Genomic DNA, 14,635 nt, shown 5'->3' with positions numbered 1-14,635 from the left:
CAAGCGTCCAGCGGTCGCCCAGCGGAGGCGCTCGAGGAAGGGGCTAGGTTGCTGCCGTGGACACCGACGAGATCCTGACGCTGCTGCGCGAGGTCGCCGAGGAGGTGGTCAACCCGCGGTTCCGGTCCCTCGCCAACGGCGAGGTGCACGAGAAGAACCCGGGCGACCTCGTCACGGACGCGGACCGCGAGGCCGAGGTGCTCATCACCCGGGCGCTGCTCGACGCCCACCCGGACGCCGTCGTCCTCGGGGAGGAGACCTTCGCGTCGGACCACACCCTCATGGACCGGTACGCGGCCGCGCCGCACGCCTTCACCCTCGACCCGGTCGACGGCACGAAGAACTTCGTGCACGGCTCGCCGGACCACGCCGTCATGGTCAGCGAGACCGTCGACGGGCAGGCGGTCCGCTCGTGGATCTGGCAGCCCCAGCACGGCCGCGGCTACGTCGCCGAGCGGGGCGCGGGCTCCTGGCGCCACGACGACCGGGGTGCGACCCGGCTGACCGTGCCCTCCCGTGACGACTCGACTGACGCCTCGGGTGACGCGTCGGGCGTGCCGTCCGGTGACGCGTCGGCCGGCGGCTTCGGTGACACCGCGGGGGAGACGCCCGGCCACCCCGTGGACCGCGCGGGTACCGGCGCGGGGCTGCGCGGTCGTACGTCGCGCCGGGCGTGGATCGGCCGCAGCCTCGGCGGCCTGCCGCCGCTCGAGCTGACGTGGGTCTCCTGCGGCATCGACTACCCGAAGCTCGTCGAGGGCGCGGCCGACTACGTGCTCTACGCGCGCGGCGCGCCGTGGGACCACGTTCCCGGGTCGCTCCTGCTCGCCGAGGCCGGCGGCGTCCTCGGCCGGGCCGACGGGCAGCCCTACTCGCCGCGCGACACCGCCCCGCCGGGGCTCGTCGCGGCCGGGGCCCCGACCGTCTACGACCGGGTCGTCGCGGCCCTCGCCGCCGGCACGCACTGAGCTTCGCCCACGATCGAGGCTCCGGGCGGGTGACGTCGACGGGTGCTCCTGCCCGGCTCCACGACTTCTGCGACGTTCGCACCCGTTTCGCGTATCACCAGCCGGCATCGGTGCCACCGTTGGTCGGAGGGCTTCGCAGCAGCCCCCGGCAGTCCTCTTGCAGCTCTCTGCAGTCCCCAGGATCGAGGCGGTGGGTCGGATGACGAGCAACGATCTGGTCGTGGTGCTCCCGGGCATCACGGGCAGCACCCTCGGGGTGCGCGGCACGGACGGGTCCCCCGCCGCTTCGAACCTCATCTGGGCCCCGAGCGCCGGTGCGGTCTGGAAGATGTTCACCGGCGGAGACTCGGTGCTCAAGCACGCGCTGCCGGCCGGCATCGGCGACGACCACCCGGGCGACGGCGTCGAACCGGTCGCCCTCATGCCGGACGTCCACGCCATCCCCGGCATCTGGACGCCGATCCGGGGCTACGACGTCCTCGTGTCGGCGCTGGAGAGGCTCGGCTACCGACGCGGCGACGGGGCCCAGCCGCCGACCCTCATCGCCTTCGCCTACGACTGGCGCCTGTCGAACCGCTACAACGGCCGGCGGCTCGGCACCGTCGTCGAGCCCGCGCTCGAGCGCCTGCGCGCCCGCGGTGGGCAGTGGGCCGACGCGAAGGTCGTCTTCGTGTGCCACTCGATGGGTGGCCTCGTGGCCCGGTGGTACATCGAGAAGTGCGGCGGCGCGGAGGTGACCCGCAAGCTCGTGACGCTCGGGACGCCGTGGCGCGGGGCCACGGACGCCCTCGAGCAGCTCGTCAACGGGGTGCGCAAGGGCATCGGGCCCCTGTCGGTCGACCTGACGCAGTTCGCCCGGAGCATGCCGTCGCTGCACCAGCTGCTCCCGGAGTACGCGTGCATCGGCGGCGCCCCCGGGGCAGGCGGCGACTGGGCCAAGACGACCGAGGTGCAGGTGCCGAACCTCGACACCGCCATGGTCGCCGACGCGATGGCCTTCCACACCGACCTGCAGGCCGCCGAGGCCGCCCGGCCGGCGAGCCGGGACACCGCCCACCTGGTGCTCGGGGTGCGCCAACCGACGCAGACCACGGTGACCTTCCGGGACGGCCGGGCGATCACGTCGCAGACGTTCGGGTCCGACGACGACTACGGCGACGGCACGGTGACGCTGACCGGCGCCGTCGGCCTCGGTGAGACCCTCGACACGAACCTCGCGGTCCGGGTGCCCGACCAGCACACCAACCTCCAGTGCAACCCGGTCGTCCTCGACCAGGTGCAGGAGATCCTCACGGCCAAGCCGGTGCGCCGCCGCGACCTCGCCACCGTCAGCGTCCGGGCGGTCGTGCCCGACCTCGTCACCGACGGGCACGCGCTGCGCGTCGCCTTCGACCTCGAGCACGACGACCCCGACGCCGGCCCTCCCGACCAGGCGGTGACCGTGACCGTCCGCAGCGAGGGCGGGGCCGTGCTCGCCACGTCGGAGCCTCGGGTGCGGGCAGGGCACGGTTCGGTGCGGTTCCCCGAGCTGCCGCCCGGCACGCACACGGTGAGCATCACCGGGTCCGGCCCGGTGTCGACGGTTCGACCGGTCACCTCCACCACCCTCGTGTGGCCGACCGCCACCTGAGGCGACGGGTGCCGGCCGGCGGGCGAATCCCGGTGGCGCGTGTCGGTGGCGGGTGCTGAGGTGGGGGGATGACAGACACCGCAGCACCCGACCCCACGCCGACGCCCACACCGACACCCGGCCCGGGCGACCGCATCGGCTGGGACTGCGTGGCCCTCGACTGCGCCGACGCGGCCGGCGTCGCGCAGTTCTACGCCGACCTCCTCGGCGGCACCGTGGTGGCCGATGCCGACGGCGACTGGTTCAACGTCGTCTGGGACGGCCCGCGCATCGCCACCCAGCTGGCCCCGAACCACGAGGCGCCGGACTGGCCGCGCGGCCAGCAGCAGGTGCACCTCGACTTCGTCGTCGTCGACATCGCGGCCGCTCACGAGCGGGTCCTCGCCCTCGGTGGCGCGGCCCTGGACCCGGTGGAACCGCCGCAGCCGGCGCCCGAGCGCGGCTTCCGCGTCTACGCCGACCCGGCGGGGCACCCGTTCTGCCTGTGCCGCCCCACCCGCGACGCCTGGGGCTGAGGCGGGCCGACGTCACGCCGCCGGCAGGTCGATGCCGAACCGGGCCGCGAGCACCTCGTGCACCTGCGCCTCGTCGACCTGTCGCTCGTCCCGCACACCGTGCGTCGTCGTGATGAGCCGCGTGCCGCTCAGGGTGGTGCGCCCGGTGGCCGTCAGCACCGAGGCCAGCCGCTGCCGCGTGAAGTGGCTCTCGGCCGAGGTCTGCTGCCACTCGTTGCGTGCGGCGAAGTCGGACAACGGGTGCGGGCGGGTCGTGAACAGGTACCGGGCGGCCCACTCACCGCCGGCGGGACGCTCCCGGTACGCCCACGTGTCGCCGTCCCGCACGAGGCCGACGTCGGTGCCGCGCTCGCGGCGCACGAACCCGTCACGCAGCGGCATCGGCTCGATGAACCCCGCGCCGAACCCGACGTCGGCGAGGACCGGCTCGTCCATGTCCCCGCTCGCCACGACGAGCGCGAGGTGGTCGTACTCCGGCGTGAACCCCCCGTCCGCCGTGGCCACCCGAGCCGACACCAGGTCGACGTGGAACCCGGCCGTGCGCAACAGCGCCGCGAAGAGACCGTTGAGCTCGTAGCAGTAGCCGCCGCGCCGGTGCCTGACCACCTTGTCGACCAACGCGTCGAGGTCGAGGCGGATCGGCCGGCCCAGGTGGATGTCGAGGTTCTCGAACGGCACGGCGAGCAGGTGGGCCCGGTGCAGGCTCGACAGCGCCGCGAGCGTCGGGGCCGCAGGCAGGGTCGCACCGATGCGGCGGGCGTAGGCGTCGGCATCCGCCGCGGTGAGGGTCTGCGTGCCCGAGGTGGGGTCCATGGGCGTCATCGTGCGACCTCGAGCGCACCTGAGGTCAAGGCGTCAGGACTGCGGCGTGGCGGGCAGCGGCAGGGTCAGGCCCACGAGCGTGACGCCGCGACCGTCCCGCTCGAAGCCGGTGCGGTCGAGCAGGTCGTGGGCGGCCCGACGCAGGACGTCCGTGGCGAGCGTGGGTGCCGGCAGCGGGCCGCGTTCGAGCACCTGCACGCCGTCGTCGTAGCGGACGTGCACCTCGAGGCGTGCCGGCAGGCGCAGCGGGCCGTCGAGCCCCGACACCCGCTGGACCGCCCGCGCGATGCACTCGTCGAGGACGGCGAGGACCTTGGAGCGGGTCCGGGTGGCGGCCAGCGACCGCGTCGCACTGACCGACCGGCGTAGCCCCGGCAGGCGGACGGTGGCGTCGTCGGTGCCCGCGGCTATCGACACGAGGCGTCGCGCCATCGCCGTGGAGACGACACCCTTGAGCCGCTGCTCGTCCCAGCCGTAGAGGTCGGAGACGACGAACAGGCCTGCGGCGTGGAGCTTCTCGTACGTCGTGGGCCCGACACCCCAGAGGTCGTCGAGCCGGAGCCGGGGCCGCACCCGGGCCTCGGTCTCGGGGTCCACGACGACGAGGCCGTCCGGCTTGGCGCGCCGGCTGGCCAGCTTGGCCATGAGCTTGGTGCGCCCGACGCCGATGCTGACCGGGAGGCCGACCTCGGCCCTGGCCGCGCGTCGGAGCGCGGCCGCCATGCCGGCGGGGTCACCGCGGTCGCGGCCCGTGACGTCGAGGAACGCCTCCTCCATGGAGCCCGGCTCGACGAGGGGGGTGAACGAGCGGAAGACGTCGAACAGCCGTCGTGAGGCGTCCTCGTAGGCATCGGCCCGGTAGCCCACGACGAGCACCTCGGGCCACCGACGGCTGACCATCCGCGTCGACATGCCGGCGTGCACGCCGAGCGCCCTGGCCTCGTAGGACGGGCACGCGACGACCTCGTGCGCGACCACCATCGGCCGCCCGCGCAGCCGCGGGTCGTCGCGCTGCTCGACGGAGGCGAAGAACGCGTCGGCGTCGGCGTGCAGGAGGACCACGGGCCCATTCGACACGCGACCGCCGACAGCACGCCAGGGCGGCTGGGGCAGGTGTCAGTAGCCGGCGTGGTCGAGCGCCTCGGCCGTCAGCTGGCGGCCGAGCTCGATCATCTCGGCGGCCCGGTGGAAGTCGAGGGTCCGCACGGCGTTCGACGGGACGGTGACGAGGACGTCGGGCGGGTTGCTCGCCATGCGGTAGCGCGAGATGAGGGCGCTCATGGTGTCGAACGACATGGTGAGCAGGTCGACGGTGCCGATGTCGGCACGGCCCGGGGCGAGCACCTCGGCCGCGGCCTGCGGGACGACGTCGGAGGCGTCCGGCGCGACGGTCAGCTCGGCGTCGACCTCGCGGCCGTGGGAGAACCGGCTCGTGATCGACCGGACCCGCTCGGAGTCGAGGACCTCGGCGGCGCTGCGGCGCAGTCGCAGGGCCCACTCCTCGCGGGGCCGCTGCTCGGAGGACTCCTTGACCGGTGTCGCGGTGCCGGTCGAGGACCGCATGCCGGACAGCGACACCGCGATCGTGACGTCGGCCGGCGCGGCGGCCGTCGGCTCGATGGGGATCGGGTTGATGAGGCCGCCGTCGACGAGGACCCGCCCGTTGATGACCGCCGGCGTGATGACGCCGGGGATGGCGATCGAGGCGCGGATCGCCTGCTCGACCGGCCCGCGCTGGAACCACACCTCGCGGCGGGCGTTGATGTCGGTGGCGACCGCCGTGAACGGGATGGGCAGGTCCTCGATCGTCGCACCGTCGAGGATCTCGCCGACGCGGGCGATGATGCGCTCGGCCCGGATCGCGCCGCCGAGCCCGCCGAGCCCGGTGAGGTTGAGGTCGAGGAGCCGCCACACCTCGCGCTGGGTCAGGCTCCGCGCCCACTCCGTGTACGCGTCGAGCCGTCCGGCCGCCGCGAGCCCGCCGACGAGGGCGCCCATCGACGTACCGGCGATGGCGACGACCTCGATGCCGCGCTCGGCGAGCACCTCGAGCGCGCCGATGTGCGCGTAGCCCCGGGCTCCGCCCGACCCGAGCACGACCGCCGCACGCGTCCCGTCAGCCACGTTCCGACGATACGACCTCGGCGTCGGTCGGGTGGCCGGGCCGGGGTGGTGTCGGTCACGCCCGGGGGCAGCACATCCCGCGTTCTCCCGCGTTCTCCCGCGTTCGGCCACGGCGCCGGCCGCGGACGCCTAGCGTCAGGCGAATGACAGGGGACGAGCCACTCGCCGAGGGTGAGAAGCGGGTGAGGCTCCGGTACGCCGGCGCCTGCGTGCGGTGCGGCGCGCACCTGGACCGCGGAGCACCTGCCATCCACTCCCGGGTGACCCGCACCGTCCGCTGCGTGGACTGCCACACCTCCTCGGAGCCGAGCGCCGCGGACCTGCCGAGCGCGCTGCCGCTCCTCGACGGGACCGCAGGCGCGTCGGCCCGGCGCGAGCACGACCGGCGCCGCCGCGCCCGGGAGGAGCGGGTGCGCGCCCGCGCACCTCGCATCCGTGGCCTGCTCCTCGCCCTCTTCGCCGACCCGCAGAGCACCAGGGCGTGGGAGACGGGCGCGCGCGGCGAGGAGCACGTCGGCTCGGCCCTCGACGCCGCCGCGGGTCCCACGTTCCGCGTGCTGCACGACCGGCGCGTGCCGGGCTCGCGAGCCAACCTCGACCACGTCGTCGTCTGCGCCCAGGGGGTCGTCGTGGTGGACGCCAAGCGGTACAGGGGACGGCCGCGGCACGTCGTCGAGGGCGGCTTCCTGCGTCCACGGGTCGACCGGCTGCTCGTCGGGACGCGGGACCGGACCGGGCTCGTCACCGCCGCGCACCGTCAGGTCGACGTCGTGCGTGCCGGGCTCGGTGCGGACGTCGACGTCGACGTCACCGCGGCGCTCTGCTTCGTCGACGCGGACTGGCCGCTCGTCGGCGGGTCGTTCGTCATCGACGGCGTGGCCGTGACGTGGGCCCGACGCCTCGTGTCCGTGCTCAGCCGGCCGGGCCCCCTCGACGCCGAGGCGGTCGCCGCCCTGCACCGGCGGCTCGCGTCGGCGCTGCGACCGGCCTGAGAGACCTGCGGTCAGGCGTCGGGGTCCTCGCCGGTGAGGCCGTCGACGTTCTCGCGCAGGAGGTCGATGTGGCCCACGTGGCGTGCGTACTCCTCGACCATGTCGACGACGACGCGACGCGTGTCCGGCGTCCGTCCGTCCCGCCACGTGAACGCCGCCGGGTGGTCGAGCCCTCCGTCGGCGAGGGCCTCGGCGAGCCGTCGGCGCGACCGGTCGCACGAGGTCTCCCACAGGGCGAGCAGCTCCTCGGGGGAGTGGTCGGCGGCGGTGCGGAACTCCCAGTCCGGGTCGGCGTCGAAGTCGACCGACGCCCAGGGCTCGCCGAGGGCCAGGCCGTGCAGCCGGTTGCCGAACCAGTGGTCCTCCACGAGCGCCAGGTGCTTGAGCAGGCCGCCGAGCGTCAGGCTCGAGGGCCCGAGCCGCCGGCGCATGCCGTCGGCGTCGACGCCGCTGCACTTCCACCGCACGTAGCCGCGGACCCGCTCGAGCTCGCCGAGGAGCATCTGGACCTCAGTGCCGGCGACCGGCGGGTGCGAGGGCGGCGGGAGGAAGGGGGAGCGGCCGGAGAGGTCGGTCGGCGCAGGGTGCGAGGTGTCCATGGCGGCGACGGTATTCCCGGTTGCGGACGATCCGCAGCCGCAACGGATGTGGTGGCGCTGGGTGCGTCGGTGACCGCTGGGGCCGCTTTGTCACTGGTGCCTCGCCGACCATGTGACGCAACGCTGACGAAGAGCGGCAACGGCGACGCGTCGGATCGGCTGTGGCCCTCAGCCGGCGTTGAAGCCGCCGTTGCCGTGGGGCAACCAACCAGCCCCTCCCGGCCGCACGACCGGACTGCGGGCCGCGCGCTCGCCCGGGTGTCGTGAATGTTCAAGCCGCAGAGGCCACCCCGCGCCTAGCCTCGGCGTCATGAGTGACACCACCACCACGTCCGCGACGAGCCGAGCCGCCACCGGCGCCCACACGACGAACGGCGTGCCGCACGGGTCGACGAGCGTCACGCCCTTCATCGCCGTGCCCCGTGCCGCCGAGGCGATCCGGTTCTACGCCGACGTCTTCGGCGCCCGGGTCGTCGACGTCACCGAGATGGGCGGCGTCGTCGTCCACGCCGACCTCGACCTCGGCGACGGCCACCTGCAGCTCGGCGAGCCGATGCCCGACTACCACCTCGTGGGCCCGCCGGACGGCGAGGACGACTGCTACTCCCTCGGGCTCTACCGCCCGGACGTCGACGCCGTCGTCGAGCGGGCGCTCGCCGCGGGCGCGACGCTGCGCGAGCCGGCGACCGACTTCGTCTCGGGTGACCGGTACGCCAGCATCCGGGACCCGTTCGGCGTCCGGTGGAGCATCCTGACGCGGGTCGAGGACCTGTCCGAGGAGGAGAGCGCGCGACGCGTCCGCGACTGGGCCGCGCAGGCCTCCCAGGCCTCGCAGCAGGACGCGCAGGGCTGAGCGGCAGCCGTCACAGGTAGTCGAGGTCGAGCGCGTCGAGGCGCGCCTCGTCGGCGACGAGGTCGATGCTCACGACGTGCCCGTCCTCGACGGTGAAGGCGAAGACGACCTTCGGCACGCCGTGCAGCATCCACACCGCTCCGAGGCGCCCGTCGATGGCGGCGAGCCGGGCTCCCCGGGCGCGTCCGTCGAACATCGCGGCGACGGCCTCGCGGCCGCGCAGCTCCGCCGGTGACCCCATGAGCGCGGCGGCCGCATCGGACCGGACGACGACGCCGGGGTCCAGCAGCTCGAGCAACCGGCGGAGGTCACCACCCCGGGAGGCCGCGAGGAAGGCCTCGACGACCTCCCGCTGTCGCGACCTCGCCACCCCGTCCGCGGCCCGGACCGCGGCACCGACGCGCTCGGCGTCGAGGTCGACGTCCGAGGCCCGGACCCGGCGCCGGGCCCTGCTCGCGAGCTGACGCGTCGCGGCGGGAGAGCGGTCGAGCACGTCGGCGATCTCCTCGAAGGGCAGCCCGAACAGGTCGTGCAGGACGAAGGCGAGCCGCTCGGCCGGGGCGAGCGTGTCGAGCACGACGAGCAGCGCCAGCCCCACGGAGTCGGCGAGCTCGGCCTCCCCGGCCGGGTCGGGGGCGCGCCTCCCGCCGATGGGCACGACGGTGGCGTCGCCGCCCGGGGACTCGGTCCCGGCGGTGTCCCACAGGTGCTCGCGGCGCGCCGACCGGGACCGCAGCATGTCGAGGCTGATCCGGGCGACGACGGTCGTCAGCCACCCACCGAGGTTGGCCACGTCCCCGGTGTCGGTCCGGCTCAGCCGCAGCCAGGCCTCCTGGACGGCGTCGTCGGCCTCGGTGGGGGAGCCGAGCACGCGGTAGGCCACGGCCCGCAGGTGCGGTCGGTGGTCCTCGAAGCGTCGGGCCAGCCAGTCCGGTGTCGTGTCCATCCCTGTGCCCATCCCCGTGCCCATCGCCGTGTCCATCGCCGTGTCACATCCTCCGTGTCTCGTCCGTCATGCCGTTGACGGGCCGCACCGGCCCGATGTGACACCGGCACCGCCGGGCACCCGACCACCCGCGAGAAGGAGCAGCCATGCCCAGCATGAACACCATCGTCTACGCCGTCACCGACCTCGAGGCCGCGAAGGCTGCCTTCACCGCCCTCCTCGGCGACCCGCACACCGACCAGCCGTACTACGTCGGCTTCACCGTGTCGGGCGTCGAGGTGGGCCTGGACCCCAACGGCAGCCGGAAGGGCCTGGCCGGTCCGCTGCCGTACTGGACCGTCGATGACATCACCGCCTCGCGCGACGCGCTCGTCGGCGCGGGGGCCACCGTCGTTCAGGAGCCGACCGAGGTGGGCGGGGGTCGGCGAACCGCCGTCGTCGCACTGCCCGACGGGAGCCACGTCGGCATCCTCCAGGACTCCGTCGCCTGACCGGAGGCCTGACCGGAGCATCCTCTTCCGGAACCCCGCGGCCCGGTGTCGTCGATCCTGACGGCACCGGGCCGTCGCGCGGTCCGAGGCCTGTCGGGAGCCCGAAAACCCTTGGGCCCCAATGCTTCACCGCTGGCGGGAGCGGTGCCGGCACGCAGTCCCCTGACCGCGTCGACGCGTGGCCGTGGGGGACGGCGCGGACCCCCGAGGACCCGAGGGTCTTGCGCTCTGCCGCGGGACGTGTGCAGGATGGACATGGATGTAAGCGCTTACAGACCCGGACAGGGCGACGGCACGGACTCGACGACGAGGCGGAGGTGGGCCCATGGCAGCCGAGCAGGCGGACCCCGCGCGCCGTGCCGCCGCTCCGCCCATCGCGTCCCCGACGGCCGCTGCCGCGGCTCCCGGCGGCGCGACGATCTACTCGGTCGCCGAGCGCGCCGGGGTCTCCATCGCGACGGTCTCGCGCGTCCTCCAAGGCGCCGACGTCGTGTCCGAGGCGACGCGTCGCAAGGTCCTCGACGCCGTCGACGAGCTCAACTACGTGCCGCTCGGCGCCGCCCGCAGCCTCGCGGTGCGCCACCACGAGGCGTACGGCCTCGTCCTGCCCGAGCTCAGCGGGCCCTACTACGCCGAGCTGCTCCTCGGCTTCGAGACGCGCGCCGCCGACCTCGGCCAGAGCGTCACCCTCCTGCTCACCGAGGGCAAGGCCGACGCCGCTCGTGCGGTCCGACGCCTCACCACCCGGGTCGACGCGATCGCCGTGCTCGGCTCGGCCGCCATGCCACCGGCCGTGGCCCGGGCCCTGCACGGCCGCAAGCCCGTCGTCATCATCGCGGGCGAGCCGCAGAGCGGCATCGAGAGCGTCGCCGCCGAGAACGTCCACAGTGCGGCCGAGCTCACCACCCACGTCCTCGGCCACGGCCGGCGTCGCCTCCTGTTCGTCGGTGACCCCGACGGGGCGCCCGACATCGCCGAGCGCCACGCCGGCTTCGTCGCTGCCCACCACGACGCGGGGATCGAACCGGCCGAGCCACTCCGCGTCCCCTTCCGCGAGGCCGACGGCGAGCGCGTCGCCGACCGCGTCCTGTCCGGTGAGCTCGAGACCGACGCGCTCGTCTGCGCCAACGACGAGCTGGCCCTGTCGATCATGGCCCGGCTGCAGGACGCCGGTCGCGACGTCCCAGGGGACGTGGCCGTCGTCGGCTGGGACGACGTCATGACCGCCAGGTACGTGCGCCCGGGCCTCACGACCGTCCGGCAACCCGTCCACGAGCTGGGGACTCGCGGCCGAACGCCTCCACCAGCGGGTCCAGGGGGCGCAGCCGCCGACCGAGCGCCGGGTGCTGCCGACCCGTGTGGTCATCCGTGGCTCGTGCGGCTGCGCGAGTCCGCGCTCACCGTCCGCGCCCGCGCCGAACCGTGTGCACGAGCAACCCACGCAGCACGCCCCAGAGAAAGAGAGAACACCCCGATGAGACGCACCACAGCCATCACCGTCGCGTGCATGACGGCCGCGGCCCTGACCGTGACCGCGTGCGGCCGGGGCTCCGACACCGGCGGCCCCGCCGCGGGCCAGACCGGCGCCGCCGTGAGCACCGGCAAGGCCACCGGCACCATCACCGTGTGGGCCATGGGCGCGGAGGGCGACAACCTGCCCAAGCTGGCCAAGGACTTCGAGGCGGCCAACCCCGGCGTCAAGATCCAGGTCACCGCCATCCCGTGGGACGCCGCCCACGACAAGTTCACGACGGCCATCACGGCCAACAAGACCCCCGACGTCGCCATGGTCGGCACGACGTGGATGGGCGAGTTCGCCGGCATGAACGCCCTCGACCCGACCCCCGGCCAGATCGACAAGTCCGTCTTCTTCGACGGCGCGCAGAAGACGACCGAGGTGGGCGGCACCTCGTTCGGCATCCCGTGGTACGTGGAGACGCGCGTCGTCTTCTACCGCACGGACCTGGCCAAGAAGGCCGGCTACGACACCGTCCCGACCGACTGGAAGGGCCTGCACGACATGGCCAAGGCCATGCAGACCAAGGCCGGCGCCAAGTGGGGCATCGGCCTGCAGGCCGGTGGCGAGGGGTCCTGGCAGACCCTCATGCCGTTCGCCTGGGGTGAGGGGGCCGACCTGACCAAGAACGGCGGCAAGGCCTACAACTTCGACAGCCCGCAGATGCTCAAGGCGGCGCAGTACTACCAGTCCTTCTTCACCGACGGCATCTCCGACAAGGCCGCACCCGCGACGCCGACGACCGAGCCGGACTTCGTCAGCGGCAAGGTGCCGATGTTCATCTCCGGCCCCTGGGAGATGGCCGCGGTCGAGAAGGTCGGCGGCCCCGGCTTCAAGGACAAGTACAACGTCGCGCCGATCCCGGCCGGGTCGCAGGGCTCCTCGTCGTTCGTCGGCGGCTCGAACTTCGTCGTCTTCAAGAGCACGAAGAACCGGGACACGGCCTGGAAGTTCGTCCAGTGGCTCACCGACCCGAAGGTCCAGGCCAAGTGGTACACGCTCTCGACCGACCTGCCCTCGGTGAAGAGCGCCTGGCAGGACCCGCAGCTGGCCTCGGACAAGAAGCTCGCCGTCTTCGGCAAGCAGCTCGAGACGGCCAAGGCGCCGCCGTCCTTCCCGACGTGGGAGCAGGCCGTCAAGGGTCTCGACACCGAGCTGGAGAAGATCACCAAGACCGGCGAGGACCCTGCCCAGGGGCTGAAGACGGCCCAGCAGCAGGCCGACTCCATCGGCACGGGCAGCTGAGACCATGACCGCCCGGACCGGCACGACGGGGTCCCCCACCGGACCCGTGTCGCCCGTCGCGGCGGGCGACGCGGCGGCACGTCCCGACGCGTCGCCCGGTGGGCCGTCCACCGGAACCTCCCGCCGGGCCGCGAAGGCGGTCCGACGGGAGGGGCGGGCGGCGTGGATCCTCGCCCTCCCGTTCTGCCTCCTCTTCCTCGCCTTCACCGCGTGGCCGGTGCTCCAGTCGCTCTTCATGAGCATCACCGACACGAGGGCCCGCGACCTGCGCACCCCCTTCGCCGTCGACGTCGTCGGGTTCGAGAACTACGCCAAGGCGCTGTCCGACCCGCTCTTTCGCACCGCCGCGGGCAACACCGCCTACTTCGTCCTCGTCGGGATGCCCCTGACCCTCGTCGTGGCGCTCGCCGCCGCGGTCGCCCTCGACAAGGGCATCACCCGCTTCCGGGCCGCGTTCCGCCTCGGCTTCTACCTGCCGGTCATCACCTCGATCGTCGCGGTGGCCGTCGTGTGGCGCTTCCTCCTGCAGGACCCGGGCGGCCTCATCAACACGGCGCTCGGCTGGGTCGGCATCGAGGGACCGAACTGGCTCGGTGACCCGCACTGGTCGATGCCGGCGCTCATCCTCATGGCGTCGTGGCGCAACTTCGGCACCGCGATGATCATCTTCCTGGCCGGCCTGCAGGCGGTACCCGGCGAGCTGCACGAGGCGGCGGCCATCGACGGCGCCGGGGCCTGGAAGCGGTTCCGGCACGTGACGATGCCGCTGCTGCGCCCGACCCTGCTGTTCGTCATGGTCACGACGGCGATCGGCTACCTCCAGTTCTTCGAGGAGCCGTTCGTCATGACCAAGGGTGGCCCGCTGAACAGCACGATCTCGCTGTCCTACTACACGTACCAGCAGTTCGGCTTCGGCAACTACGCCCTCGCGTCGGCGATGAGCTACCTCATCTTCGTCGTCATCGCGGTCGTCACCGCGATCCAGTTCCGGCTGCTGCGAGAGAGGACCTGACATGTCCGTCGACACCGCACCCCGACCCGCGCCGGAGGCGGGTGCCCGCCCGTCGGGGCGTTCCCGGGCCCCGCGCTCGGGCATGGTCGGCTCGGGCCAGGGCGGACGGTGGTGGCTCTACCTCGTCCTCGTCGTCGCCCTGGTGGCCGTCGTCGCGCCGTTCGTGTGGATGGTCCTCGGGTCCTTCAAGGGCGAGGGCGAGCTGCGCCAGGTCCCCCCGACGTGGTGGCCGCACAGCGCGTCCCTCGACAACTACACGCAGCTGTTCAGCAAGCTGAACTTCGGCCAGTACTTCTTCAACTCCATCGTCGTGGCGGTGGTCGTGACGGCCGGCAACCTCGTCTTCTGCTCGATGCTCGGCTACGCCTTCGCGATGCTCGAGTTCCGCGGAAAGCGTCCCCTGTTCCTCGCCGTCATGGCGACGCTGATGATCCCCGGCGTCGTGACGTTCGTGCCGCTGTTCGTCCTCGTCGCCAACGTGGGGCTCATCAACTCGCTGCCCGGCCTCTTCCTGCCGTTCCTCGTCAGCCCGTTCGGCGTGTTCCTCATGCGCCAGTTCATCCTCGGCCTGCCCCGGGACCTCCTCGACGCCGGACGCGTCGACGGCGCCGGCGAGCTGCGGATCTTCTGGCGGATCATCATGCCGCTGTGCGGTCCCGCTCTGGCGACGCTGGGCATCCTGACGTTCCTCGGCAGCTGGAACAACTTCCTCTGGCCGCTCGTCGTGGGCCAGACCGAGGACAAGTACACCCTCCCCGTGGCGCTGGCCCTCTACTCGACGGGCCAGAACAGCACCCACTACGGCCTGCTCCTGGCGGGCGCCACCGTCGTCATCCTGCCGATCCTCGTCGTCTTCCTCGTGTTCCAGAAGCGCTTCATCGAGGGCATCGCGACGACCGGCCTCAAGTAAAGGAACGGAGAA

Annotated in this window: 14 protein-coding genes; 9 read left to right on the top strand and 5 right to left on the bottom strand. The window is 73.2% G+C overall.

Annotated elements, in window-relative coordinates:
- The first annotated feature begins 56 nt into the window (after positions 1–56).
- The 3 genes from AC1VM9_RS07290 (at position 57) to AC1VM9_RS07280 (ending at position 3,113) form a co-directional block, all read left to right on the top strand.
- Positions 57–968 carry an inositol monophosphatase family protein gene (locus tag AC1VM9_RS07290; protein WP_483122069.1) on the top strand — a complete coding sequence of 304 codons (912 nt, stop codon included), beginning with the start codon at positions 57–59 and terminating at the stop codon, positions 966–968.
- A 199-nt stretch (positions 969–1,167) separates the two neighbouring features.
- Positions 1,168–2,598 carry an esterase/lipase family protein gene (locus AC1VM9_RS07285; protein WP_483122067.1) on the top strand — a complete coding sequence of 477 codons (1,431 nt, stop codon included), beginning with the start codon at positions 1,168–1,170 and terminating at the stop codon, positions 2,596–2,598.
- A 68-nt stretch (positions 2,599–2,666) separates the two neighbouring features.
- Complete coding sequence (locus AC1VM9_RS07280) at positions 2,667–3,113, top strand: VOC family protein (RefSeq protein ID WP_483122065.1); 447 nt, start codon at positions 2,667–2,669, stop codon at positions 3,111–3,113.
- A 12-nt stretch (positions 3,114–3,125) separates the two neighbouring features.
- On the opposite strand, the gene AC1VM9_RS07275 is transcribed toward AC1VM9_RS07280, so the two are convergent.
- The 3 genes from AC1VM9_RS07275 to AC1VM9_RS07265 are packed head-to-tail and all read right to left on the bottom strand — an operon-like array spanning position 3,126 to position 6,059.
- Entirely contained in the window at positions 3,126–3,926 is an 801-nt protein-coding gene (locus tag AC1VM9_RS07275) for an arylamine N-acetyltransferase family protein (protein WP_483122062.1), read from the bottom strand.
- Positions 3,927–3,968: 42 nt separating this feature from the next.
- Complete coding sequence (locus AC1VM9_RS07270) at positions 3,969–4,997, bottom strand: Y-family DNA polymerase (protein ID WP_483122060.1); 1,029 nt, start codon at positions 4,995–4,997, stop codon at positions 3,969–3,971.
- Between the two features lie 54 nt (positions 4,998–5,051).
- On the bottom strand, positions 5,052–6,059 hold the full coding sequence (locus AC1VM9_RS07265) for a patatin-like phospholipase family protein (protein ID WP_481342413.1): 1,008 nt from the start codon (positions 6,057–6,059) through the stop codon (positions 5,052–5,054).
- A 281-nt stretch (positions 6,060–6,340) separates the two neighbouring features.
- On the opposite strand from AC1VM9_RS07265, the gene AC1VM9_RS07260 reads away from it, so the two are divergent.
- Positions 6,341–7,051 (top strand): NERD domain-containing protein, encoded by a 711-nt coding sequence (locus AC1VM9_RS07260; RefSeq protein ID WP_483122058.1) that lies wholly within the window; start codon positions 6,341–6,343, stop codon positions 7,049–7,051.
- Between the two features lie 11 nt (positions 7,052–7,062).
- Here the strand turns inward: AC1VM9_RS07260 and AC1VM9_RS07255 are convergent, their stop codons facing one another.
- The gene (locus tag AC1VM9_RS07255) at positions 7,063–7,650 is read right to left on the bottom strand and encodes a DinB family protein (protein ID WP_483122057.1); all 588 of its coding nucleotides are present in this window, start codon (positions 7,648–7,650) and stop codon (positions 7,063–7,065) included.
- Positions 7,651–7,960: 310 nt separating this feature from the next.
- Between AC1VM9_RS07255 and AC1VM9_RS07250 the strand changes: the two genes are divergently transcribed.
- The gene (locus AC1VM9_RS07250) at positions 7,961–8,503 is read left to right on the top strand and encodes a VOC family protein (protein WP_483122055.1); all 543 of its coding nucleotides are present in this window, start codon (positions 7,961–7,963) and stop codon (positions 8,501–8,503) included.
- Positions 8,504–8,513: 10 nt separating this feature from the next.
- On the opposite strand, the gene AC1VM9_RS07245 is transcribed toward AC1VM9_RS07250, so the two are convergent.
- On the bottom strand, positions 8,514–9,449 hold the full coding sequence (locus tag AC1VM9_RS07245) for a sigma-70 family RNA polymerase sigma factor (RefSeq protein WP_483122053.1): 936 nt from the start codon (positions 9,447–9,449) through the stop codon (positions 8,514–8,516).
- Between the two features lie 146 nt (positions 9,450–9,595).
- Here AC1VM9_RS07245 and AC1VM9_RS07240 point away from each other — a divergent pair, with 146 nt between their 5' ends.
- The 4 genes from AC1VM9_RS07240 to AC1VM9_RS07225 all read left to right on the top strand — a co-directional run bounded on the left by AC1VM9_RS07240 (position 9,596) and on the right by AC1VM9_RS07225 (position 14,623).
- Positions 9,596–9,940: a VOC family protein gene (locus AC1VM9_RS07240; RefSeq protein ID WP_481345426.1), complete on the top strand. Its 345-nt coding sequence runs from the start codon at positions 9,596–9,598 to the stop codon at positions 9,938–9,940.
- 325 nt (positions 9,941–10,265) lie between these two features.
- Positions 10,266–12,701, top strand: coding sequence for an extracellular solute-binding protein (locus AC1VM9_RS07235; RefSeq protein WP_483122050.1), 2,436 nt, complete (start codon positions 10,266–10,268; stop codon positions 12,699–12,701).
- A gap of 4 nt (positions 12,702–12,705) precedes the next feature.
- Positions 12,706–13,713: a carbohydrate ABC transporter permease gene (locus AC1VM9_RS07230; protein WP_481342405.1), complete on the top strand. Its 1,008-nt coding sequence runs from the start codon at positions 12,706–12,708 to the stop codon at positions 13,711–13,713.
- 1 nt (position 13,714) lies between these two features.
- Positions 13,715–14,623, top strand: a complete 909-nt coding sequence (locus AC1VM9_RS07225; RefSeq protein WP_483122048.1) for a carbohydrate ABC transporter permease — start codon at positions 13,715–13,717, stop codon at positions 14,621–14,623.
- Positions 14,624–14,635 lie beyond the last annotated feature (12 nt).

Source organism: Monashia sp. HAY1-11D (assembly GCF_056868035.1).
The sequence above is the reverse complement of the archived record's forward strand: the minus strand, read 5'-3'. Positions and strand labels throughout refer to the sequence as shown.